Annotated in this window: 24 protein-coding genes and 1 tRNA gene; 12 read left to right on the forward strand and 13 right to left on the reverse strand. The window is 60.8% G+C overall.

Annotated features, from left to right (window positions below; translation table 11 throughout):
- Nucleotides 1-200 precede the first annotated feature (200 nt).
- The 5 genes from yajC (at nt 201) to NKG60_RS03095 (ending at nt 5,555) form a co-directional block, all read left to right on the forward strand.
- Complete coding sequence (yajC, locus tag NKG60_RS03075) at nt 201-539, forward strand: preprotein translocase subunit YajC (protein WP_352666084.1); 339 nt, start codon at nt 201-203, stop codon at nt 537-539.
- Nucleotides 540-591: 52 nt separating this feature from the next.
- The gene (locus tag NKG60_RS03080; RefSeq protein WP_352869107.1) at nt 592-1,656 is read left to right on the forward strand and encodes a SecDF P1 head subdomain-containing protein; all 1,065 of its coding nucleotides are present in this window, start codon (nt 592-594) and stop codon (nt 1,654-1,656) included.
- A gap of 88 nt (nt 1,657-1,744) precedes the next feature.
- A complete protein-coding gene (gene secDF / locus NKG60_RS03085) occupies nt 1,745-4,297 on the forward strand; it encodes a protein translocase subunit SecDF (protein WP_352666061.1) in 2,553 nt (850 codons plus the stop codon).
- Nucleotides 4,298-4,312: 15 nt separating this feature from the next.
- Entirely contained in the window at nt 4,313-4,702 is a 390-nt protein-coding gene (locus tag NKG60_RS03090; protein ID WP_352490585.1) for an Mth938-like domain-containing protein, read from the forward strand.
- A 25-nt stretch (nt 4,703-4,727) separates the two neighbouring features.
- Entirely contained in the window at nt 4,728-5,555 is an 828-nt protein-coding gene (locus NKG60_RS03095; protein ID WP_502912289.1) for a phytoene/squalene synthase family protein, read from the forward strand.
- Between the two features lie 26 nt (nt 5,556-5,581).
- Here the strand turns inward: NKG60_RS03095 and trmFO are convergent, their stop codons facing one another.
- From trmFO to NKG60_RS03110, 3 genes are all read right to left on the reverse strand, one after another.
- Nucleotides 5,582-6,991 (reverse strand): methylenetetrahydrofolate--tRNA-(uracil(54)-C(5))-methyltransferase (FADH(2)-oxidizing) TrmFO, encoded by a 1,410-nt coding sequence (trmFO, locus tag NKG60_RS03100; RefSeq protein ID WP_352869098.1) that lies wholly within the window; start codon nt 6,989-6,991, stop codon nt 5,582-5,584.
- A gap of 370 nt (nt 6,992-7,361) precedes the next feature.
- A complete protein-coding gene (locus NKG60_RS03105; protein WP_352869096.1) occupies nt 7,362-7,502 on the reverse strand; it encodes a DUF1127 domain-containing protein in 141 nt (46 codons plus the stop codon).
- Nucleotides 7,503-7,550: 48 nt separating this feature from the next.
- Nucleotides 7,551-7,691, reverse strand: a complete 141-nt coding sequence (locus NKG60_RS03110; RefSeq protein WP_091596947.1) for a DUF1127 domain-containing protein — start codon at nt 7,689-7,691, stop codon at nt 7,551-7,553.
- 223 nt (nt 7,692-7,914) lie between these two features.
- On the opposite strand from NKG60_RS03110, the gene NKG60_RS03115 reads away from it, so the two are divergent.
- Together NKG60_RS03115 and NKG60_RS03120 are read left to right on the forward strand one after the other, a co-directional pair.
- Nucleotides 7,915-9,033 (forward strand): DUF2157 domain-containing protein, encoded by a 1,119-nt coding sequence (locus tag NKG60_RS03115; RefSeq protein WP_352869093.1) that lies wholly within the window; start codon nt 7,915-7,917, stop codon nt 9,031-9,033.
- Nucleotides 9,030-9,614, forward strand: a complete 585-nt coding sequence (locus NKG60_RS03120; RefSeq protein ID WP_352869091.1) for a GDYXXLXY domain-containing protein — start codon at nt 9,030-9,032, stop codon at nt 9,612-9,614. Before NKG60_RS03115 ends, NKG60_RS03120 begins: the two co-directional genes overlap by 4 nt.
- A gap of 87 nt (nt 9,615-9,701) precedes the next feature.
- Here the strand turns inward: NKG60_RS03120 and NKG60_RS03125 are convergent.
- Nucleotides 9,702-9,786, reverse strand: a tRNA-Leu gene (locus NKG60_RS03125).
- 343 nt (nt 9,787-10,129) lie between these two features.
- Here NKG60_RS03125 and tig point away from each other — a divergent pair.
- The 5 genes from tig (at nt 10,130) to NKG60_RS03150 (ending at nt 15,059) form a co-directional block, all read left to right on the forward strand.
- On the forward strand, nt 10,130-11,605 hold the full coding sequence (tig, locus tag NKG60_RS03130) for a trigger factor (protein WP_352869161.1): 1,476 nt from the start codon (nt 10,130-10,132) through the stop codon (nt 11,603-11,605).
- A gap of 160 nt (nt 11,606-11,765) precedes the next feature.
- Nucleotides 11,766-12,290, forward strand: a complete 525-nt coding sequence (locus NKG60_RS03135; RefSeq protein ID WP_352869089.1) for a hypothetical protein — start codon at nt 11,766-11,768, stop codon at nt 12,288-12,290.
- A gap of 212 nt (nt 12,291-12,502) precedes the next feature.
- Nucleotides 12,503-12,856 carry a c-type cytochrome gene (locus NKG60_RS03140; RefSeq protein WP_502899365.1) on the forward strand — a complete coding sequence of 118 codons (354 nt, stop codon included), beginning with the start codon at nt 12,503-12,505 and terminating at the stop codon, nt 12,854-12,856.
- A 141-nt stretch (nt 12,857-12,997) separates the two neighbouring features.
- Nucleotides 12,998-13,930 carry a heme o synthase gene (locus NKG60_RS03145; RefSeq protein WP_352869087.1) on the forward strand — a complete coding sequence of 311 codons (933 nt, stop codon included), beginning with the start codon at nt 12,998-13,000 and terminating at the stop codon, nt 13,928-13,930.
- A gap of 316 nt (nt 13,931-14,246) precedes the next feature.
- Complete coding sequence (locus NKG60_RS03150; protein ID WP_352666070.1) at nt 14,247-15,059, forward strand: DUF2189 domain-containing protein; 813 nt, start codon at nt 14,247-14,249, stop codon at nt 15,057-15,059.
- Between the two features lie 62 nt (nt 15,060-15,121).
- On the opposite strand, the gene NKG60_RS03155 is transcribed toward NKG60_RS03150, so the two are convergent.
- The 9 genes from NKG60_RS03155 to NKG60_RS03195 form a co-directional block, all read right to left on the reverse strand.
- Nucleotides 15,122-15,595: an aminoacyl-tRNA deacylase gene (locus NKG60_RS03155; RefSeq protein WP_352974047.1), complete on the reverse strand. Its 474-nt coding sequence runs from the start codon at nt 15,593-15,595 to the stop codon at nt 15,122-15,124.
- A gap of 144 nt (nt 15,596-15,739) precedes the next feature.
- Nucleotides 15,740-16,144 (reverse strand): cytochrome C oxidase subunit IV family protein, encoded by a 405-nt coding sequence (locus tag NKG60_RS03160; protein ID WP_352869081.1) that lies wholly within the window; start codon nt 16,142-16,144, stop codon nt 15,740-15,742.
- 10 nt (nt 16,145-16,154) lie between these two features.
- Entirely contained in the window at nt 16,155-16,877 is a 723-nt protein-coding gene (locus NKG60_RS03165) for a heme-copper oxidase subunit III family protein (RefSeq protein WP_023678903.1), read from the reverse strand.
- 13 nt (nt 16,878-16,890) lie between these two features.
- Complete coding sequence (locus NKG60_RS03170) at nt 16,891-17,595, reverse strand: cytochrome c oxidase subunit 3 (protein WP_352974049.1); 705 nt, start codon at nt 17,593-17,595, stop codon at nt 16,891-16,893.
- Nucleotides 17,592-19,361 (reverse strand): cytochrome c oxidase subunit I, encoded by a 1,770-nt coding sequence (ctaD, locus tag NKG60_RS03175; RefSeq protein WP_352666073.1) that lies wholly within the window; start codon nt 19,359-19,361, stop codon nt 17,592-17,594. The genes NKG60_RS03170 and ctaD overlap by 4 nt, the downstream gene beginning before the upstream one ends.
- A gap of 91 nt (nt 19,362-19,452) precedes the next feature.
- Nucleotides 19,453-20,268, reverse strand: a complete 816-nt coding sequence (coxB, locus tag NKG60_RS03180) for a cytochrome c oxidase subunit II (protein WP_254818347.1) — start codon at nt 20,266-20,268, stop codon at nt 19,453-19,455.
- Nucleotides 20,269-20,674: 406 nt separating this feature from the next.
- Complete coding sequence (locus tag NKG60_RS03185) at nt 20,675-22,021, reverse strand: PQQ-dependent sugar dehydrogenase (RefSeq protein ID WP_352974052.1); 1,347 nt, start codon at nt 22,019-22,021, stop codon at nt 20,675-20,677.
- Nucleotides 22,021-22,470 carry a DUF2231 domain-containing protein gene (locus tag NKG60_RS03190; RefSeq protein ID WP_352666075.1) on the reverse strand — a complete coding sequence of 150 codons (450 nt, stop codon included), beginning with the start codon at nt 22,468-22,470 and terminating at the stop codon, nt 22,021-22,023. Before NKG60_RS03190 ends, NKG60_RS03185 begins: the two co-directional genes overlap by 1 nt.
- Before the next feature lie 129 nt (nt 22,471-22,599).
- Nucleotides 22,600-22,956, reverse strand: coding sequence for an SPW repeat protein (locus NKG60_RS03195; RefSeq protein ID WP_051409696.1), 357 nt, complete (start codon nt 22,954-22,956; stop codon nt 22,600-22,602).
- Nucleotides 22,957-23,320 lie beyond the last annotated feature (364 nt).

Raw genomic sequence — 23,320 nt, forward strand, 5'->3', positions numbered from 1 at the left:
ATGATCTTTTGCCGAAACCGAGCGTCGCTTTTCGGGATCACCCTCTAACACAGCTCACCAGGCCGGAAAAGCAGCCGATTTGCCCGCCCGCGCAGTTGCATTGGCAACGTTACCGACTATATTCCGGCCAAATTTGGCGGGGCCGTCAAATTTCCGCAAAACCGTTTGGCGGCTGTTTTTCAAAATTCAGGAGTACCTCGATGTTCGTGACACCGGCATACGCCCAAGGCATCGGCGGGGACTCGTCCGCAATGTTTATCCAGATCGTACCGTTTGCTCTGATTTTCGTGATCATGTATTTTCTGATCATCCGGCCGCAGCGCACGCAGCTGAAGAAGCGCGGCGAGATGCTTTCGGCGATCCGCCGAGGCGATACGGTGGTCACCGGCGGCGGCTTCGTCGGCAAGGTGACCAAGGTGATCGACGATAATGAGCTCGAAGTCGACCTTGGCGGCATCAAGGTGACGGCACTGCGCTCGACGATCGCCGAGGTGCGCGTCAAGGGCGAGCCGGTGGCGAACCAGAACGCCAAGAAATAACCGAATTGCCGGCGGAACGATCCGCGGGCAGGGCTCTGACGAACGACGGCATATGTTCCACCTTTGGCGCCTGAAGCTGATCCTGACGTGGCTTGCCGTAGCCAGCACGCTTATCTTCCACGCGACCAATATCTTCGCCGCCGGTTATACCATGCGACCAGAATGGCTTGCCGAAAGCCGGTCAACCGTTGAAGCAAGCCAGCAAGATGGTCCACACATCCTGCTCAGGTTGGATGTGTCCGACGTGATCGAGGGCCGGCTGAAAGCAACACGCGACGAGGTCCGGTCGCTGCTACGCGAAGCAAGGATCGGCTATACCGGCCTTGCCAGTTCGGGTCGGACCGTTCAAGTGCACATAACAGATCCGGCTCAGCTTGACCTCGCCAAGGCGACACTCAAAACGGTGACCGATCCTGTCGCGGACAGCGGTGTCCAGGAAATGACCCTGGACGACAGTAGGCCCGGCCTGCTCAAATTCACCGTAACGGATGCAGGTTTGAAGTATCGAACTTCGGCCGCGCTCGCACAGTCGGTTGAGGTCATCAAAGATCGTATCCGCGACCTGGGCGCCCACTCGGTGGTTCGGTCAACGAATGAAGACGGCATATTGGTCCGCACGTCGGGCGTTGCCGATCCGCAAAGGCTAGGACAAATTCTCACCCGGCCCGGTCACCTGAGCTTCCAGTTCGTTGATCTGTCGATGCCAGTCGACGAGGCAATCGGCGGCCGCCCGCCCGTCGGCTCGGCGGTTTTTTATTCGATGGACGATCCTCCGGTTCCCTACTTGATCGAAAATCGGGTTATCCTTTCCGGTAAAAATGTGCTGGATGCGCAAGCAACCCGCAATTTGGCGACCGATGAGCCTGTCGTCTCATTCCGGCTTGATTCCCGGGGTACGGCGCGTTTCAAATGGGCTACGACGCAGAATATCGGCAAGCCGTTTGCAGTTATATTAGACGATAAGGTTATTTCGGCGCCTGTTATCCGAGAGCCCATTGAAGGCGACACCGGTCAGATATCGGGAAATTTCACCGCTGAAAGCGCCAATGACCTCGCCTTGCTGCTGCGCACCGGCCCCTTGCCAGCAAGATTGACAATCGCCGAGGAAGCACGATAGGGCCGGCCGTGGTCAGAATTAGAAATATGCCCGTAAACCGACCGATGGCGGAACGCTGCCGCTTGTACGCCTGAACGGATAAGAACTGATGCTTTATTTTTCGCGCTTCAAGATGATCCTGATCTGGCTGGCCGTCGCCGCCACAGTGGTCCTCGCTGCGCCCAACCTTTTTTCCGCCAGCACGCTGGCCAAATTGCCCGACTGGGTGCCGAAGCGGCAGATGACGCTCGGCCTCGACCTGCAGGGCGGCTCGCACATCCTGCTCAGGATGGATCCGAACGATTTGATCAAGGATCGGCTGGAGACGACGCGCGACGAAATCAGGACGCTGCTGCGCGATGCCAAGATCGGCTATACCGGCCTTTCCGGAACGGGCCGCACGGTGCAGGTCCGCATCACCGATCCCGCACAGATCGACGCTGCCAAGACAGCCTTGAAACCATTGACCAATCCGGTGGCCGCAGGCCTGTTCAGCGGCGGCTCCATCCAGGAGATGACGCTGGATGATTCCGAGCCTGGCCTGCTCAAATTTGCCGTTACCGATGCGGGGATCAAATATCGCACCTCGACGGCGCTGACGCAGGCGATCCAGGTTGTCGAGCGTCGCGTCAACGAACTCGGCACCACCGAGCCGATCGTGCAGCGCCAAGGCGACGACCGTATCCTGGTGCAGGTGCCTGGTCTCCAGGACCCGCAGCGGCTGAAGGAAATTCTTGGCCAGACCGCCAAGCTGACGTTCCAGATGGTCGACCAATCGATGCCGGTGCAGGACGCGCTGAACGGCCGTCCGCCGCCGGGATCCTCGGTGCTGTATTCGCAGGACGACCCGCCGGTTCCGTACCTGATCGAGAACCGCGTCATCGTTTCCGGTGAAAACCTTGTCGATGCCCAGGCGACCTTCAATTCCCAGACCAACGAGCCGGTTGTTTCGTTCCGGTTCGATTCGAAAGGGGCGCAGCGGTTCGGGCAGGCGACGGCACAGAACGTCGGCAAGCTGTTTGCCATCATCCTCGACAATCAGGTGATTTCGGCACCGCAGATCCGTGAACCGATCCCGGGCGGTACCGGCCAGATATCGGGAAATTTCACCGCCGAGAGCGCCAACGACCTCGCCGTGCTGCTGCGCGCCGGCGCCTTGCCGGCGACGCTGACGGTGATCGAAGAGCGCACGGTGGGGCCGGGACTTGGCCAGGACTCCATCCATGCCGGCAAGGTCGCCGGCATCATCGGGTCGATCCTGGTGGTGGCATTCATGTTCATCGCCTACGGCTTCCTCGGCTTCCTCGCCAACATCGCGCTGGCGGTGCATGTGGCGATGATCGTCGGGCTGCTGTCGCTGCTTGGAGCGACGCTGACCTTACCCGGCATCGCCGGTATCGTGCTGACCATCGGCATGGCGGTCGATTCGAACGTTCTCATCTATGAACGCATCCGCGAGGAGCGACGTGCCGGCCGCTCGGTCATTCAGGCGATCGATACCGGTTTCAGCAAGGCGCTGGCGACCATCGTCGATTCCAACGTGACGTCGCTGATCGCGACCGTGGTGCTGTTCTGGCTCGGAACCGGGCCGGTGAAGGGCTTTGCCGTCACCTATGCCATCGGCATCCTGACCACGGTCTTCACCGCCTTCACCTTCACCCGCCTGCTGGTGTCGATCTGGCTTCGCCGCGCCCGTCCGAAGGAGTTGCCGCGGGCGCCTGTGACGTTCATTCCACCCGGCACGAAAATTCCGTTCATGGGCATCCGCCGCTGGACGTTCACACTGTCCAGCGTGCTTTCGGTGCTGTCGGTCATCGGGTTCATGACCATCGACATCAATTACGGCATCGATTTCAAGGGCGGGTCACTGATCGAGGTGCAGTCCAAGGCCGGCAATGCCGATCTGGCCGACATCCGCGGCAGGCTGACGGAACTCAATATCGGCGAAGTGCAGGTTCAGCAGTTCGGCGAGCCGAACGACGTGCTGATCCGCGTCGGTACTCAGGAGGGTGGCGAGAACGCCGAACAGACCGTCATCGACAAGGTGCGCGGCGAGCTGCAGGACCAGTATGATTTCCGCCGCGTCGAAGTGGTCGGGCCGACGGTCTCGGGCGAACTTGCCAAGCAAGGCACCATCGCCATGCTTGTCGCGTTGCTTGGTATTCTGATCTATGTCTGGTTCCGCTTCGAATGGCAGTTCGCGGTCGGCGCCATAGTTGCGACCGTGCACGACGTGGTCATGACGATCGGCTTCTTCGTCATCACCGGCCTCGAATTCAACCAGTCGTCGCTGGCGGCGATCCTCACTATCATCGGTTATTCGCTCAACGACACCATCGTCGTCTATGACCGTGTTCGCGAGGATCTGCGAAAATACAAGCGAATGCCGCTGCCGCAATTGCTGAACAACGCCATCAACGAGACGCTGTCGAGGACGACGCTGACCTCGGTGACGACAATCCTGGCGCTGCTTGCGCTGGTGCTGTTCGGCGGCGAGGTGATCCGCTCGTTCACCATGGCGATGCTGTTCGGCGTCGTATTCGGCACTTATTCGTCGATCTTTATCGCCGCGCCACTGCTTATCCTGTTCAAGCTGCGGCCGCAGGCCACAGCGTCCGATGAGGAAAAGCCGGTGGGCGGCGGCAAAGCCATAGCCACCTGACGGCTTGCCTCAAAAGTGGCCAAGGGCATCGTCATCCGCGAGGCGCATTTCCCCGGCCGCGCACCGATCGAGGCTTATGGCAATGGCGGTTTCCGCTTTGCCGACATGTCGCATCGCGGCTCGCTGCTGTGCCTGCCTTCTGGCATCTATGGCTGGGAGCCGGCCGATCCGCTGGCGCTGACGTCAGCGGATTTCGCCAAGTTGTTCAATGAGGCCGCCACGGTCGAGATCCTGCTGGTCGGCAGCGGCAAGGACCTGAGGCCATTGCCTGCAGCGCTGCGTGCGGCGCTGAAAGAAGCGGGCATTTCCGCCGATCCGATGTCGACCGGGGCGGCGGTGCGGACCTATAATGTGCTGCTGGCGGAAGACCGCGCCGTGGCCGCAGCACTCATCGCCGTCGACTGACGTGACCGAAAACACCAAAGTCGTCATTGAGACCGTGCGTGCCGCCGATCATGACCGCTATCTCAGCGTGCTCTATGCGCCCGAGAACAAGCGCGACGCGCTGTTTTCGCTCTATGCCTTCAATGCCGAAGTCGCCGGCATACGCGATCGCATCCACGAGGCGCTGCCGGGGGAGGTGCGGCTGCAATGGTGGCGAGACGTCATCGCAGCCGAAGAGGATCGCGCTAAGGTCGGCCATCCCGTGGCGGACGCGCTGAGAGCGACGATTTCCGCTCACCGCCTGCCCAAGGCCGCTTTCGACAACATGCTCGAAGCGCGCATCTTCGATCTCTATGACGACCCGATGCCGTCGCGCACCGATCTCGAAGGCTATTGCGGCGAGACTGCCGCAGCACTTATCCAGCTTGCGGCGATGGTGCTCGATCCGGTCGAAGCGCCGCGCTTTGCCGAACTTGCCGGCAGGGCAGGTTGTGCGCAGGCGATGACCGGTCTCCTGCTGCTGCTGCCGCCGCACCGCAAGCGGGGACAGTGCTTTGTCCCGGCCGACATCTTGGCCGCCGCAGGAACGTCGCCGCAAGAATTCGTTACAGACGACGGCGGGCCGGGCGCGCAACGCGCAGTAGCCGCGATGGTCGCGCTGGCACGCGAGCATCTTTCCGCTTTCGAGCAGGGAGCGTCCGCTCTACCGGTTTCGCTGCGGCCGGCCTTTCTGCCACTGGCTCTGACGGGCGCCTATCTCGGCAAGATGGACGGCTCCCGCCATTCACCGCTTGATGGCGCGGTGCGGCTTTCGGCCTTGCGCCGGCATTGGCTCTTGTTCCGGCGCGCGACGCAAGGCTGGCCGGTCGCATAGAGGCTGCCGCGTAGCCAACCCGACCGTTATTCCGCAGCCTCCGCCCGGGAAGGCAGCCCCAGCCATTCGCGGCAGTCGGCCAGAGCGCGCGATGTCACCGCGTGCCGCTTGGCGACCGTCTTGTCCTTGCCGCGCAGCCGCTTGCCTTCGATCTTTGGCGCGTCCACGGGCGGGAACAGGCCGAAATTGACGTTCATCGGCTGGAAGGAGCGCTTTCCCGTCTCGTCGTCGGAGACAATATGGCCACCGGTGATGTGGTTGAGCAGCGCGCCGAAGGCGGTGGTCAAGGGCGGCAGCGATGGTGCACGGCCAAGCCTTTCGGCGGCCGCGAAACGCCCGGCAAGCAGGCCGATGGCGGCACTCTCGACATAGCCCTCGCAGCCGGTGATCTGGCCGGCAAAACGCAGGCCGGGCCGCGACTTCAACTGCAGCGAAGCGTCGAGCAGCGTCGGCGAATTGATGTAGGTGTTGCGGTGCAGGCCGCCGAGGCGGGCGAACTCGGCATTCTCCAGCCCGGGGATGGTGCGGAAAATGCGCACCTGCTCGGCGTGCTTCAGCTTGGTCTGGAAGCCGACCATGTTGTAGAGCGTGCCCAGCGCATTGTCCTGGCGAAGCTGGACGACGGCATAGGCCTTTACGGACGGATTGTGCGCATTGGTCAGCCCCATCGGCTTCATCGGCCCGTAGCGCAATGTCTCGACGCCGCGCTCGGCCATCACCTCGATCGGCAGGCAGCCGTCGAAATAGGGCGTGCCTTCCCACTGCTTGAATTCGGTTTTCTGGCCGTCGACCAGCGCCTGTACGAAGGCAAGGTACTGCTCCTTGTCCATCGGGCAATTGATGTAGTCCTTGCCGGTGCCGCCAGGCCCGACCTTGTCGTAGCGCGACTGGAACCAGCAGATATCCATGTCGATCGTGTCGAAATGGACGATTGGCGCGATGGCATCGAAGAAGGCGAGCGCGTCGGCGCCGGTTACTTCGGCGATCGATTGAGCGAGCGAAGGCGCGGTCAGCGGGCCGGTGGCGATAATCGCCTGGTCCCAATCCGCCGGCGGCAGGCCGGGCACTTCCTCGCGTCGAATGGTGATGAGCGGGTGGGCTTCGAGCTTCCGGGTTACCGCTTCGGAAAATCCGTCGCGGTCGACGGCGAGCGCACCGCCGGCCGGCACCTGGTGCGCATCGCCGGCACTCATGATCAGTGAACCGGCCAGCCGCATTTCGGCGTGCAGCAGGCCGACGGCATTGGTTTGCGCATCGTCGGAGCGGAAGGAATTGGAACAGACGAGCTCGGCCAGCCCGTCGGTCTTGTGCGCGTCGGTACCGCGGACGGGACGCATTTCATGCAGGACAACGGGAACGCCGGCTTGCGCCGCCTGCCAGGCGGCTTCGGAACCGGCAAGTCCGCCGCCGATAATGTGAATGGGGTTCTTGTCCATGAGCGCCGAAATAGTCGCTTGGCGCAAGGATTGCAATTGCCAGGGGATCGCACCGCAAGTGGGCTGCCTGGGAAAGACCGCCCAAAACAACAACACCCGCCGGGGGAGGAGGTCCGGCGGGTGTCGTTTTGTTGGCCGATCCTCGGGAGGAGGTGAAGATCGACCGTATTCGCCATCGCCGGGGAGGAGGTCGGCTTTGACGAAATTCTTTTCGCCGTTTGGAAGGGCGCGAAACCCTTTTAGAAACAACGCCCGCCGGGGGAGGAGGTCCGGCGGGCGCCGTTTTTGTGGTCAACCCTCGGGAGGAGGTGAAGGCTGACCGTATCCGTCAGGGTCGGGGAGGAGGTCGACCCTGGCGAAATTCTTGTTGTTAGATCGCCCTGCGAGCGACCATCTTGATCTCGTCACGGACGATGCCGAGATCGTTGAGCTGGCGGTTCGACAGGCGACCCAGCTCGGTAACCGTCTCGCGGTAGACGCGCGAGTTACGATAGTTGCGGATCAGGTTCATTGTCGTTCTCTTTTCAAAACTGGCTCGGACCATTTGCGGTCCGAAGGATTAGACCGCCTTGCGGGCGACGTAATGAATGTCGCTGCGGCTGATGCCGAGGTCGGTCAGTTCACGGGTGCTCAGGCGGCTCAGCTCGGACACGGTGTCCCGGTAGCGGCGCCAGTTGCGATAGTTGCGGATCAGGTTCATGGTATTCTCGTTTCGTCTTTCTTTCGGATCATTCCGTCTTTGTGTGCACCGTGAAAATAGGTGGGGTCATATCGATTTAAAAGCGCTATTGGTGCATGGCAGCAATGCAAATTGTGCAATGCAACATTAACACGCGTCCGGTTTTCCGCCCAGATCGGAAAATGCCGTTAGGTCAAACGCTTGGCCGGATGAGCTAAAAGAACCAAGGAAAGGGGGAGGGGCAATGGCGAGCTATTCGTCACGGGTCAGGTCGGATATCGCGCGATGGCAGCAGGCTGGCCTGATCGACGCGCCGATAGCCGAGGCTCTAACGCGCGACGTCGAGGCAAACGAACGCAAATCGCTGAGTTTCGGCTCGATCCTGGCGATGATGGCGGCGCTGCTGTTCGGCGCAGCAGTCCTGATCTTTATCGCCGCCAACTGGGAAGTCATCCCGCGGCTGGTGCGGGTCGCGGCACTTTTTGCCGTAATCCTTGCCGGTTATGTCGGCGGCGCGGTGCTGAAGATGCGCGACCATGCGGCGATCGGCGAAGCGCTGTGGATCGTCGCAGCGGCGGCATTCGGCGGTTCGATCGCGCTGATCGGCCAGATGTATCATTTATCGGGCGACGAGGCCTCGGCCTTGATCACCTGTGGCGCCGGCACGGCGCTGGCGGCGGTGGCGCTGCGCTCAAACCCGCTGACCGTCGCTGCCGTTGGCATCGCCGATGCCTGGCTGTTCCTGAGAGGATTCGACTACTTCCGGCGCACGGAATTTCCGCATCTCTTCGTGGTCATGGCGCTGGTTCTCTTCGCCGTTTCGTTCTGGACGCGCAGCCAGGCGGCGCGCCACCTGATCATCCTGTCGGTCCTCTTCTACCTCGTGCTGTTGGTCATGCAATACGACACGCTGCAAGTTGCCATCCCGCTCGTTGCCGCGTCGGTGCTGCTTTTTACCGCTGCGATCTTTGCTGCCGGGCCGGTCGACAGGATCTTGCAACTGGGTGGCAGGCTGCCCTTGCACGCGCTGATCGGCTTTCTCACCGGCCTGGCGATGATCCAATTCGAACTGGCGGATGAAAGCAGCTACAATAGCGGCTTCGCCATTGCATCGGCTGTTGTGCTGGCCGGCATCGTCGCGGCGATCGTGCTGGGCGGCCGCGAGAGCCGGGGGTTGCGTTGGGTTGCCTATGCGGGCTTCGCCTTCGAACTCGCTATCATCTATGTGGTGATGCTGCAATCAATGCTCGACACGGCAGGCTTCTTCCTTGCGGCGGCGGTGCTTCTCGCCGTTCTTGCTTTCATTATCATTCGCATAGAAAAGCGCATGAACGCCCCGAACATGACAGGAGCGGCGGCATGATGACCGGCAAGAGACTGATCATCTCGGCGGTAGCCCTGGCGCTCGTCCAGATCGGCTTTCTGAGCTGGATCATCGCCGGACGCGCGGCGATCCTGCGCGACGGCAAGCAGGTCCTGCTCAAGGTCGAGCCGATCGATCCGCGCGATCTCTTGCGCGGTGACTACATTCGGCTCGGCTACGACATTTCGCGCATATCGGTGAAGCTGATCGGCAACATTCCGGCCGGCAAGCTTTCCAGGGAGAACACGTCGATCGTGGTCAGGCTGAAGCAGGGCGCCGACGGCTATTGGGGGCCGACCGCGGCTTGGTTCGGGCAAGCGCCGGTGCCGGCAGCATCCGGTGAAGCCGATATCGTCGGACACGTCTCCGAGGGGTGGGATATCAGCCAGGGAGAAACGACGATCGCGCCGGAGTACGGCATCGAGCGCTTCTATCTGCCGGAAGGCGAGGGGATAGCGATCCAGAACGACATGCGGGTGCGGCCGTTCGGCATCCGCGTGGCGATCGCGGCCAACGGCACGGCGCAGATCAAGGCGCTGGTGGACGGTGACAAGACGCTATTCGAGGAGCCGCTTTATTAGTCCTCCTTCGCCAAGGCTTCGGAGGATTCCCTTCGTCTGTCGAGTTGGCTCAGATGGCGTGCCACCCGAAGCTCGAAGAGCGAAGGGTGGTGCGGATGAAGGGACTCGAACCCCCACGCCTTTCGGCACTGGAACCTAAATCCAGGGCGTCTACCAATTCCGCCACATCCGCATTGCCCGGCCAATCCCATGTAGCCATCATTCTGTCAATGTCAGGGCCGATATCGGCATCATTGGCCGGAATGCAAAGATGGTTGAAAATCAGCGTCGCCTGTGACAAAAGGCGTGTCGAATGTGACGGGACGCGACGATCCGCTTCTGCAGAATGTGATAAGAAGTAGGAAAAACAAAGACTTATTCACATTTTGGAGCGTATTTCTGGAGGATTTGTGCCGCGTTGGGCGGACAGATCGCCAAGTCCCGCACCAAAAGCCATTCCCGGCAAGATCATACCGGCAGGCTGTAAACGGCAGGGGCCGTTTGACGGCCTCATTGGTGGAAACAAAGGTTTTATGATGCAGGTCACCGAAACGCTCAACTCCGGTCTCAAGCGCGAGATCAAGATCACCGTGCCGGCCGGTGACATGGAAGCCAAGCTGATGGCGCGGCTTACCGACGCCAGGAACAAGGTCCGCATCAACGGCTTCCGCCCTGGCAAGGTGCCGGTCCAGCATCTGCGCAAGGTCTACGGCAAATCGTTCATGGCCGAAGTGGTCAACGAGATCCTCAACGATTCGACCCGTTCAATCATCACCGGGCGCGGCGAAAAGGCCGCCATGCAGCCCGAAGTGATCATGACCGAGGACGAGAAGGAAGCCGAGAAGATCCTGGCCGGCGGCGCCGATTTCGAGTTCCGCCTGAACTACGAGGTCATTCCGCCGATTGAGATCAAGGATTTCTCCGACATCAAGGTGACGCGCCAGGTGTTCGACGTGCCGGACGAAGAGATCGACGAGCAGGTCAAGCGTGTCGCTGAATCCGCCCGCACTTACGAGCCGAAGACCGGCAAGGCCGCCGAGGGCGACCGCGTGACCATCGATTATGTCGGCAAGATTGACGGCGAAGCCTTCAACGGCGGCGCCGGCGCCGATCAGCCGCTGGTGCTCGGCTCGAAGGAATTCATCCCCGGCTTCGAGGACCAGCTGGTCGGCAGCAAGGCCGGCGACGAGAAGCAGGTCACGGTCACCTTCCCGGAAAACTACCAGGCGGCGCATCTGGCCGGCAAGGAAGCCACTTTCGACGTGACCGTCAAGGAAGTGTCGAAGCCCGGCGAACTTGAGATCAACGACGAGATGGCCAAAAATCTCGGCCTGGAATCGCTGGAGCGCCTGCGCGAGGTGGTGCGCGGTCAGATCGAGAACCAGTTCGGCTCGATAACGCGCCAGAAAGTCAAGCGGCAGTTGCTCGACCAACTCGACGCTGCTTACTCGTTTGAGGCGCCGTCCAAGCTCGTCGAGGCCGAGTTCAACAACATCTGGAACCAGGTCAACCGCGACCTCGAAGCTGCCGGACGCACCTTTGCCGACGAAGAGACGACGGAAGAAGAAGCGCGTGCCGAATATATGCGGCTTGCCGAGCGCCGCGTGCGTCTCGGCCTGGTTCTCGCCGAAATCGGCGAGAAGGCCGGCGTCACCGTGACGGACGAGGAATTGCAGCGCGGCCTGTTCGAGCAGGTGCGTCGCTATCCGGCCAACCAGCAGCAGGAAGCCTTCGAATTCTATCGCAACAATCCCGAAGCGCTGAACACGTTGCGGGCGCCGATGTTCGAAGAGAAGGTGGTCGACCATTTGCTCGGCCAGATTTCTGTCACCGATGTCAAAGTCAGCAAGGAAGAGCTGCTGGCCGACGACGAGGATACTGAGACAACCAAGGCCAAGCCGGCGAAGAAGGCGGCTGCGAAAAAAGCGGACGCCAACAAGGCCGACGACGACGCTGAAGAGCCGAAGAAAAAGGCCACGCCGAAGAAGAAGGCCGCCAAGGACGCTGAATAACGTTTCTGCTGAATTCCGAAAGGCCGCCTTCTTGAGGCGGCCTTTTTCGTTGTGGCGCAGACGCAACGGATTTCACGCATCTGGCGGTCGAGGTAGCGATACGAAGCTTTGATGATTATCTGCGCTGGGTTGCGGACCGCAGCGGTTGTTGGAGGCATCGTTGAGACAGTTCTTCGGTATCGGAAGCGTGATGGCGGCGGCGTTCCTGCTTGCATCGGTCTGCGGGATCGCCCAGGCCGATACCGGTCTCGACAACTGGCGGTTCGACAAGAGCAGCGATGGCCTTGTCACCGCCTCGCTTTACGCGACCAATAAGCTCATCACCGGCGGCGGCGCATTGAGCTACAGCCCGGTATTGACGATCGCCTGCCGGACCGCCGGCGAACCACGTTGGAGCGAATGGCTGCAGCTGAGCGACACCGTTTCCGCCAGCCGAACCATCGCCATGTCGGTGACTGTCGACCAATCCGGCAAGCTCAACGAAAGCTGGTCGGTCGGCCCGCGCAGCAGGATGCTGGTCCGCGACGGTGCCGACGGCATCAGGCGACTGATTTCCGCGGACCGGCTGCTGTTGTCCTGGCGGTTCGGATTGCTGGCGGGGCGCGGCACAGCCGACTTCGACCTCGCCGGAGTTGAAGAGGCGGTCGGCCGGATCGCCGCCACCTGCAACACCAAATTGCCTTGAGCAGATTGTCCGCATTAAACCTTTGCATGGTCGAACTCTACCTGCCGGCCGGGTTCTGTGGTATATAGGTGCCGCAACTCCAGGCAGTGGATATCCGTTCTGCCATTCAAGAGCGCATGCCAGCGGACTAAATGTCGGCCTGTGCAGGTCAGCCAGGGCAAATTGGCGATCAGGGAGGAAATGCCATGCGTGCCATTGTGTTTTTTATCATCATGTCCGTCGCCACCGTCATTGCCGGCCCCTCTCGGGCACAGGATGCCGCGGCGGGTGAGAAGGTCTTCGCCAAATGCAAGGTCTGCCACGTCGCAGACAAGGACCAAAACAAGATCGGTCCGTCCTTGAACGGCGTCATCGGTCGAACGGCCGGCACGCATCCGGGGTTCAGCTATTCCAAGGCCATGACCGAGGCCGGAAAATCCGGCGTTAAATGGGACGAAGCCACGCTGACGACCTACCTTCACGATCCCAAGGCGATGGTCAAAGGAACGAAGATGGCATTCCCCGGCCTCAAGAAGGACGAGGACGTCGCCAATGTCATTGCTTATCTGAAGCAATTCTCCAAATAGCCCGGCTCTTCCGCCGAGTCTTGGTATCGCAAACAGGTCGAGGCCTCGGCCGCAATCTGCCGGCAGTGTCGGTGGGGAGGCGGCTCGTTGCAAAAAAGACATTGGCCGGCTAGGCTGCCGTTCCCATCGGTGGTCGTCTGAATGTCGACTGAAGAAAGCCGCCTCAAAGATACCGGCATCCGCCTCTCGGAGGCGACGGCGGGTGATTTCTTTGCGCTTTTGAAACCACGCGTCATGGCGCTTGCCGTGTTTACTGCCTTCGTCGGCCTGATGATGGCGCCCGGCGTGATGAATCCAGTTATCGCCGTAATTGCCATCGGCGCAATCGCGGTTGGAGCCGGAGCCGCCGGCGCGCTCAATATGTGGTACGACGCAGACATAGACGCCTTGATGTCTCGCACGTCCAAGCGACCAATTCCGTCCGGTCGCGTCGCGCCTGGCGAAGCTCTCAGCTTCGGTCTGGTGCTTTCCGCACTGTCGGTCATGACGCTCGGCGTGCTGGTGGGGTGGCTTGCCGCATCGTTGTTGGCGTTTACCATCTTTTTCTATGTCGTTATCTACACGATGTGGCTGAAGCGCTCGACGCCACAGAATATCGTCATAGGCGGCGCGGCAGGCGCCCTTCCTCCGGTGATCGGGTGGGCTGCTGCAACCAGCGCAATCGGCATTGAAAGTCTCATCCTGTTTCTGATCATTTTCCTCTGGACGCCGCCTCATTTCTGGGCGCTGGCCCTTTTCAAGGTCGGCGACTATGCCGCGGCGGGTATCCCGATGATGCCGAATGTGGCTGGGCAAGGCTCGACCAGAAAACAAATCTTCGCCTATTCGCTGCTCTTGGCGCCAATCGGCGTGCTTCCTTGGGGCTTCGGCTTCGCGAGCGGATATTATGGCACTGTTTCAGCCGCCTTAGGCGCAGGTTTCATTTGGCACGCCTGGAAGGTTCTCGTCGCCGACAAGGAGATGAAGCCGGCAAAGGCGCTGTTTGCGTATTCGATTGTCTATCTTTTCGCGATCTTTGCGGCGCTGCTTGCCGACACCATTGTAATGCGAGTGGTCGCGTCAGCCGGCTATTGACCCCGGCTCAAAACATCACGTTGGCAGCCCACAAAATCCCAGCAACAGCAGAATAACGACGCCAAGGCCGAGTATGAGAACTGTCCTTCCATCCATGACCTTCACCTTCGACTAGAAGAGCATATCGAAGAACGGCGTCCGGAGCTAGTCAGGCTACCGGCGACCTCTTACTCCCGGGCCTTCCTACAAAGCGCGACAAGTCCCCCGCATGAGAGTATATTGATCATGGTGCAGGTCGCGGTTTGCGTGGGCCAATCATGCAGAATGGCAGCACCGTAAAACGCGACCTTACCGGACCTGGTCTGGAGGAATGGTCATGGCAAGCTTTCACGTGATAGCAGGCGCCAGCGAGACGCTGGAACACACCAGAATTCGAAAAATCGGTGTCTCCGATCTTTTTGATGCGCTGAGGCGTGGCGTCGATGATTTCATGGTCAAGCCGTCGCACATCGTTTTTCTCTGCCTGATCTATCCGATTGCGGGAGTCGTGCTTGCTGTCTGGACATCAGGCAACAACACGCTGCCATTGCTGTTTCCGCTTGTTTCCGGCTTTGCACTGATTGGTCCGTTCGCGGCGATCGGTCTCTATGAGATCAGCCGGCGACGGGAAGCCGGGCTCGACGCCTCGTGGAGGCACGCCTTTGAGGTCAGGAGTTCTCCGGCACTGCCGGCTATCGCAGCGGTCGGCGTCATGCTGCTTGCGATCTTCATCGCCTGGCTTTTGACGGCCCAGATATTCTACCAGGCCCTATTCGGCCCGGCGCCGCCGCAATCGCTGTCCAGCTTCATCAGTGAAATATTCGCCACGGGACGCGGCTGGACGCTCATCATCCTGGGTCACGCCATCGGCTTCGTGTTCGCCGCGGTTGTGTTGTGTACCACGGTCGTCGCATTCCCGTTGTTGCTCGACCGCGATGTCGGCGCCTACGAAGCCATCCATACCTCGGTGCGCGTTGTCCTGGCCAACCCGATCGTGATGGCGGTGTGGGGCCTTATCGTCGCCGTCGCCCTGATCGTCGGCTCGCTGCCAGTGTTCGCCGGGTTGGCGGTCGTGCTGCCGATCCTTGGTCATGCCACCTGGCATGTCTACCGGAAAGTTGTGGAATCGCCGCCGGCCACCAGGCCGTGAGCTGAAACCTGTCGTGCCCGTACCGCCGAAAGAGCTGGTGCGGGCAGGGTGGGGCAGAGCGTTCAATAGGCCGGATGGCTGAAACGGGCCTGGCGCGCGTCCTTTGTCAGGTCGCGGAAATCCTTGCCGCTCACGTGCACAAGCGTCTTGTGGTCGCCGCCCTCGAAATAGATTTCGGGAGCATCGCCGAGGCTTTCGTCGAGGACCACCGGCACATCATAGGCAGCGCCGATCGGCGGCACAGCGCCGACGTCGCAATCGCCGAACAACGAGACCACCTCGTTTTCGGAGGCCAGCCCAAGAGGCTTGTCCAAGACGTCCTGCAATGTCGCGAGTTCTATCCTGTGCGTGCTTGGAACCACGGCCAGCGCGTAGCCACGGTCGTGGTGAACGACCACCGATTTGGCCATTATGCTGCCGGGCACATGTGCCGCAATGGCGGATTGTCTGCTTGTCGCCGTGCGGTGATGCTCGACGGTGTCGTAGGAAATTCCTTTCCTATCGATGAAATCCTTCAGTCTGTTTGCGATGGTCATCTTGGGCGCCCCTTGCTGGTGTTCGCGACGCATGTGGAAACGCCGGCATCGCCTGACGTCTCCGATACCAACAGAAATGGACCAGCCGTGGATTGTTTCAAGGCGAAGGCTCCAGGACCGGACCGCCTGGAGCCGGATTGCATGTCAGGGCCCGGCCCCGAAAAACGCCATTCGGGTGAGAAGCGTGTAGTCCGCTTCGAAGACCATCATCGTCACGAACACCAGCACCAGCACCGGCGGCAGGATGATTGCATATGTCAGCGCCAGCCGTTCCCAGGCCATGTGCATGAAGATAGCGACGATCAGCCCTGCCTTGAGGATCATGAAGATCAGGATCAGCGACCATCTGACATAGCCGTGGAGACCGAAATAGTCGACCAGATACGAGCAGGTGCTGAGGATGAACAACCACGCCCAGACCACCAGATAGAGCTTGATCGGGTGCTCCTGATGAACCTCCGCTGGGGTAACGCCGGTCGTCGTCGCCTCATGCACATGGGCGCTGTCCAGCGCATGCTGTCCGAGGCCGTTTGCGGTTGCTTCAGCCATGTCCTGCCTCTCACCAAAGATAGAAAAATGCGAAAATGAACACCCAGACCAGATCGACGAAATGCCAGTAAAGCCCCATGATTTCGACGTTCTCGTAGCGGCCCCTCCGGCTGGTGAAGAAGCCGGGCCGTCCGACGTCGTAGTCCCCGCGCCAGACCTTTCGCGCCACGATGATCAGGAAGATCACCCCGATCGTCACATGCGTGCCGTGGAAGCCGGTAATCATGAAAAAGGATGCGCCGAACTGTGCAGCGCCCCAGGGATTGCCCCAAGGCCGCACGCCTTCGGTGATCAGCTTGGTCCATTCGAAGGCCTGCATGCCGACGAAGGTCGCGCCGAGTGCTGCGGTCAAAAGCATCAGCACTGCCGTCTTGCGGCGGTCGCGGCGGTAGCCGAAATTGACCGCCATGGCCATCGTTCCGCTGCTCGAGATCAGCACGAAGGTCATGATAGCGATAAGGATCAGTGGAATGTCGGAGCCGCCGATGCGCAGGGCAAAGACCTCGCTCGGATTGGGCCACGGCACGCGTGTTGAGATACGCGCGGTCATGTAGGAGAGCAGGAAGCAGCCGAAGATGAACGTGTCGCTGAGCAGGAAGATCCACATCATGGCCTTGCCCCAGGACACGTTTTTGAACGCCCGCTGATCCGAGGACCAGTCGGCGGCGATGCCTTGCCAGCCTGCGGGCCGCGGCTCTGTTCGGCCGATGTGGGCCAGTGTCGTCTCTGCCATCCGCCCGTTCCTCCTAGGTCAGCAACCCTCGGCAAATGTCGATTAAAGTCGAAGCCCAGCCGGCCAGAAGCGCAAAGATGGCGAGCCAGACGAAAAGCAGGAAATGCCAGTACATGGCGCACAGCTCGACACTGAGGCGCAGCCGCTGCGGCTGCGCACCGTTCCAGGCGCCGACGCTCGTTCTGCCCAGCCCGACCAGTCCTCCCAGTATGTGCAGGCCATGCATTCCCGTTAGCAGGTAGAAGAAGCTGTTGGCCGGATTGGACGCCAGAAAATAGCCGTCCGCACTCAGTTCCCGCCATGCCACAAGCTGTCCAATCAGGAAGACGAGCGCCGTGAGTCCGGCAGTGGCGAGGCCGAGCCTGACCATGTCCATTTGACCCTTGCGCGCCGCGAGCGAAGCGCACTGTATCGCAATGCTGCTCAAGATCAGTACGCCGGTGTTAAGCCAGAGCAGGGGCGGGATGGGCAGCGGCCGCCAATCCGACAGTGCCATGCGCATGAAGTAAGCACTGGTGAACAGCGCGAACAGGGAGCCGACGACGGCAAGGAAGACGCCGAGACCGATCTTTGCGGTCGGCAGCGCCGATCGGTCCAGAGCGACAAAATCGCCGATCATACCTTGCTCGAGCCACGGCTTCGTCATTAGCCGCTGATGGGAAAGCCACCACCCGGCAATACCGGCGATCACGAGCAGGAAGACCAGGATTACGCTCATGCCGGCTCCCTGGAGGGCGCGAAGGAGCCCGGAACGTTTTGCGGTATGAAGTCCTCCTTGGCTCCCGGTACGCTGTAGTCATAGGCCCAGCGATAGACGATCGGCAGATCCTTGCCGAAGTTGCCGTGGGCGGGCGGTGTTTCAGGCGTCTGCCACTCGAGCGTCGTGGCCCGCCACGGATTGCCGCCAGCCTCGCGACCATGGCGGATGCTCCAGATGAGATTGAACAGGAACACCAGTTGGGCAAAGCCGACAATGAACGCCATGATGCTGATGAACGAGTTCAGGTGGTGGGCCGATTCCGTCATGATCGTCATGTCGGTCAATTCGTTGTAGCGCCGCGGCACGCCCATCAAGCCGAGATAGTGCATTGGAAAGAAGATCAGATAGGCGCCGAGGAAGGTGACCCAGAAATGGAACCGGCCCAGTGTCTCGTTCAGCATCCGGCCGGTGACCTTCGGATACCAGTGATAGATCGCGCCGAAGATTACGATGATCGGCGCAACTCCCATGACCATATGGAAATGGGCGACGACGAACATCGTGTCCGACAGCGGAACGTCGACGACGACATTGCCGAGGAACAAGCCGGTCAACCCGCCATTGACGAAGGTGACGATGAAGGCCAGGGCAAAAAGCATCGGTATGGTGAGGTGGATGTCGCCACGCCACAGCGTCAGCACCCAGTTGTAGACCTTGATGGCTGTTGGAACGGCGATGATCAATGTCGTGGTGGCGAAGAAAAAGCCGAAATAGGGATGCATGCCGCTGACATACATGTGGTGCGCCCAGACCACGAAGCTCAGCGCGCCGATGCCGACGATGGCCCAGACCATCATGCGGTAGCCGAAGATGTTCTTGCGCGCATGGGTGCTGATCAGGTCGGATACGATGCCGAAGGCCGGAAGCGCCACGATGTAGACCTCCGGATGGCCGAAGAACCAGAACAGATGCTGGAACAGGATCGGGCTGCCGCCGCCATGCTGCAACTGTTCGCCCATCTCGACGATCGCCGGCATGAAGAAGCTGGTGCCGAGCGCCCGGTCGAGCAGCATCATCACGCAGGCGACGAACAGCGCCGGGAAGGCGAGCAGCGCCATGACGGTGGCGGTGAAAATACCCCAGACAGTAAGCGGAAGGCGCATCAGCGTCATGCCGCGTGTGCGGCCCTGCAGCACCGTCACGACATAGTTCAAGCCGCCCATGGTAAAGCCGACGATGAACAGGATCAGCGAGACAAGCATCAGGATGATGCCCCAGTCCTGGCCGCCTGGCGTACCGGTCATGATCGCCTGCGGCGGATAGAGCGTCCAGCCGGCACCCGTCGGTCCGCCAGGCGCAAAGAAGCTCGACACCAGGACCAGCACGGCGAGCAGATAGATCCAGTAGCTCAGCATGTTGACATAGGGAAAGACCATGTCGCGAGCACCAACCATCAACGGGATCAGATAGTTGCCGAAGCCGCCCAGGAAGAGTGCTGTGAGCAGGTAGATCACCATGATCATGCCGTGCATGGTGATGAACTGGTAGTAGGCCTCCGGGGTGATGAAATCGAATGTGCCGGGGAAGCCGAGCTGCAGCCGCATCAGCCAGGATAGCACCAGCGCGACCATGCCGATCGCTGTCGCCGTCGCCGAATACTGGATGGCGATGACCTTGGCGTCCTGCGAGAAAACGTATTTCGTCCACCAGCTGTGCGGATGGTAGAGTTCCATTTCCGCGACTTCGGCCGGCGGTACCGCATCTGCAGGTGTGATATCGACCATAGGAACACCTCCGTGCCCTTTTCGGCCAGCCCGACAGTTCGGGCTTGCCGCAGTAATTTCAATCCCGACGGCGCACCGTCGTTCCGGTTTCCTACTCTGCCGAGCCCATCTGCTGGGGCGCGGACAGCTGCGCAAAAGTCTGCTGCTGGCCAAGCCATGCCAGATAGTCTTCCTGAGTATCGACCATGACCACGCCATGCATCATCGGATGTCCCTGGCCGCAGAGTTCGGCACACAGGACCTGGAAGGTTCCGGTCTTGGTCGGAGTGAACCAGAAATAGGTGACCGAGCCCGGGATCATGTCCATCTTGGCGCGGAATTCCGGCACGTAGAAATCGTGCAGCACATCGATCGAGCGGAGCAGCATCTTGACGGGTTTGCCTACCGGGAGGTGCAGGTCGGCCGCTTCCACTACGACATCGTCCTGGCCGTTGGCATCGGTGGCGATGACGCCGAGTGGATTTTCAGCGTTGACGTCGCGGGTGTCGGATGTGCCGAGCTTGCCGTCCTTGCCGGGGAGGCGGAAACTCCATTGCCACTGCTGGCCGACGACTTCGACCTCGGTTGCGTCGCTTGGAACATTTACGAACCGGCTCCAGACGAACAGTCCAGGAACGAGCAAAGCCGTGACGCCAACTGCAGTGACGACCGTCAGCCAGGATTCGAGGCGCCTGTTCTCAGGTTCATATGCCGCCTGATTGCCTTCCCGATGACGGAAGCGGAAGACGCAATAGGCCATGAAAAGAACCACGGCGGCGAAGACGACGCCGGTGATCCAGAAAGTTATGATGATGGTGTTGTCGATATAGTCCCAGTTCGAGGCAATCGGCGTCCACCACCATGGGCTCAGGAAGTGGAACAACACCGAGCCCACGACTATCAGAACGAGTACAAGCGCAACGGCCATGTCCCGGTTCCTCCCGGTATTCCAAGCGGCGCAAGCCGTCCCGGGAAATACCAAGTGCATCATAACTTGATTTGCGATGAAAATTCTAGAGCCGGCTGTGGGAAGAGCAAAAATACCATTTCTCGGCGCTGGCGGTCCTTCGATTCGGCGGTGATCAGCGGCAGGCCTTCATCCACCTCCAGCTCAGCCACCCGATGGCGAGAGCGGCAAGCATTGTCAGCGTCGAGTAGCCGGCAAGGGCGGGCACGCCGAATATGCCGGCAGTCACCGGAACGGCGATCGTCGGGGATCGTCGCGCGCAGGTTCTACAGGAACAGCAGCATGACGAAGAGCGTCAGCACGATTGCTTCGAGCAGTGTCCGTTCACCTGCTCGACCGACAGCTCGACGAAGGGAGTGGAGCCACCTTATTGGCCGGCAGATGTCACCCGCCAAACTGTGTTGCCAACGTCGTCAGCAATGAGCAGGGCCCCGGTTTTGTCGACAGCCAGGCCGACAGGCCGGCCGCGCGCCTTGTTGTCCTTGTCCAGGAAGTCAGTCACCACGTCGGTAGCGACGCCGCTCGGACGGCCGCCGCTGAATGGTACGAACACCACCTTGTAGCCATTGAAGCGCGTGCGGTTCCAGCTGCCGTGCTCGCCAACGAAGGCGCCGCCGCGATATGCCTCGGGAAGGCCGGTTGCCGTATAGAAGACCAGTCCCAGAGGGGCGACGTGGGAACTCAGTGCATAATCCGGAACGATCGCTTTCGCGACCAGGTCCGGACGCTGGGGCATGACGCGGGGATCGAGATGCTGGCCATAATAGCTGTATGGCCATCCGTAGAAGCCGCCATCCTTTACCGAGGTCAGATAATCCGGTAAGAGATTGGGGCCGAGCTCGTCGCGCTCATTGATCACTGCCCAGAGCGCGCCGGTCTGCGGCTCCCAGCTCAGGCCGTTTGGATTGCGCAAACCGCTGGCGAAAATGCGTGACCGGCCGGTGGCCCTGTCTACCTGCCAGATGGCGGCGCGGTTCTTCTCCGCCTCAATGCCGTTTTCGGCGACGTTGCTGTTCGAGCCGACGCCGACATAGAGCAGCGAGCCGTCGGGGCTTGCCACCAGGCTCTTTGTCCAATGGTGGTCGATCGGGCCGCCGGGCAGGGCGGTGAGCGGCGTTCCGGGCGCGGTGATCTTTGTGTCACCGGTGTTGTAGGGATAGCGGACGATGGAATCGGTATTGGCGACATAGAGATCGCTTCCCACCAGCGCCACGCCGAAGGGGGAGCTCAGGTGGTCGAGGAATACGCTGGTCAGCTCCGGCTTGCCATCGCCATCGGCGTCGCGCAGCAGCGTAATGCGATTGCTCGGGCCGCTGTCGCCGCCCGAGGTGACCCAGGATTCGATCCAGCCCATCACCAAATCCTTGGGCCGTTTGATCGGTTCGCCACCCGGCGCTTTGGACTCGACCACCAGGACGTCGCCATTGGGCAGCACATAAGGCGACCGCGGATGCTGCAAGCCGTGGGCAAAAGCCTGGATCTGCAATCCCTGCGCGACTGTCGGCTTTTCATCGTTCTTCCATCCGACCACGGAAGCGAGATGCATAGGCGGGAAGAAATATTGGATCGGCTCCGGCAGGTTTGGATTCGGCCCTATCTGACTGCCGGGATCCGGGTCGTTGCCGCTGCACGCTGCAAGAGTGATCGCCGCAGTGCAAATAAGGACCGACACCGCGATGCGCCTGGTCTGACCGATGGAGCTTGCTACGCGCATCAATCCGCCACTCCGACGTGATGCCGGTACACCATGGACCAGCCCAGCCAACCAGTGAAGATGAGGATGAGCACGACAACCGCCGAGAGGATCAAGCCGGTGGGAACGATGGAGGTCCATGCATCGCGGGTGTGCACGAGCATGTTGATGATGGACAATGCCAACGCCAGCAGATTGCCGAGCACGTGCGGCCAGGCGGGGGGCTGTGCCCTTATCAGCGGATTAGCCAGGAAATCGATCAGCCCCGCGATCGCTGCAAGGCAGCCCATGATCACGCCGACGGTAACCAGCCAAGCGGAGAAGTCAGCCCACATCATCTCCGCTGTTCGCCAATAGGCCAGATCCGTCAGCAGGGTGCCGACGAAGCAGGCGATCGGAAACGGCACGAGCATCGGATGAATAGGATGTCCCGCAATCCTGGCCGTCGAACGCGGGTTGTCACGGACCATAATGCGCAATCCTTCTCAGTTCTCGCCCAAACAAATTGCCATCCGGCCTCCGGCGGCTGTTGCCGAGAGGCCGGCAGACGACCCGTCGATCCGTCAGGCCCAAGAAAGGGCGCTGGCTGGCTGCGCCTGCTAGGCGGCGGACTGGGTCGGCGGGTTCTGGTACATCATCCAGAGCTCGATCGCGGCCAGGACGGCGACCAGAATGCCGATCACGACATGCACGGTCATCGCCGTTGTCGCCTGGAATCCAAGCACCCAGGGAGACACGAGGACCCACAGTCCGACGACCAGATTCACCCACTCTTCCCACACGGCAAATGCCGCGAGGGCGGCAATCGAAAGCACGACGATCAAGATTCCGCTGCCGAGGGCGTTCTGCGTCTGCGGGCCTGCCGCAAAGGCGAAGATCCAGGGAGAAAAGAACAGAATTGCCCCAAGGATCAGGTTGGCTACGTCACAGAGCCTGGCGTTTGTCCACTGGTTCATGGCATCCTCCATAAGGAGCGTTTATGGCTCCCGAGTTCGGCAAGGTGGTGCCTAAGTTCGGCGCGATACGCCCGAAGCCGCTCACTCCGTGTCACGGCAGTGCCCTTACCCGGCCGGAGGTGCGCATCTGGCGAACTCCAGTCAAATCCGGCTATCTAACTGAATTCCGGGCATTATGTTCCATTGGGCGCCGGCACGTCTGGATCAATTGATGGTGATCGAGCAAATCCAAACCTGCCTATCACGGGGCGGCGGGGCGGCGGCGTGTAGCTCATTCTGTCTTTTTATCGAGCCGGTGAAACATTTCTCATGGATCGCAGTTCTTGGATCCAGAGGAGTTGAATAAGGGCAACCTATTGCACGC

It is taken from the genome of Mesorhizobium sp. M1428, assembly GCF_040317515.1.
In the GTDB taxonomy this organism is placed as follows: domain Bacteria; phylum Pseudomonadota; class Alphaproteobacteria; order Rhizobiales; family Rhizobiaceae; genus Mesorhizobium.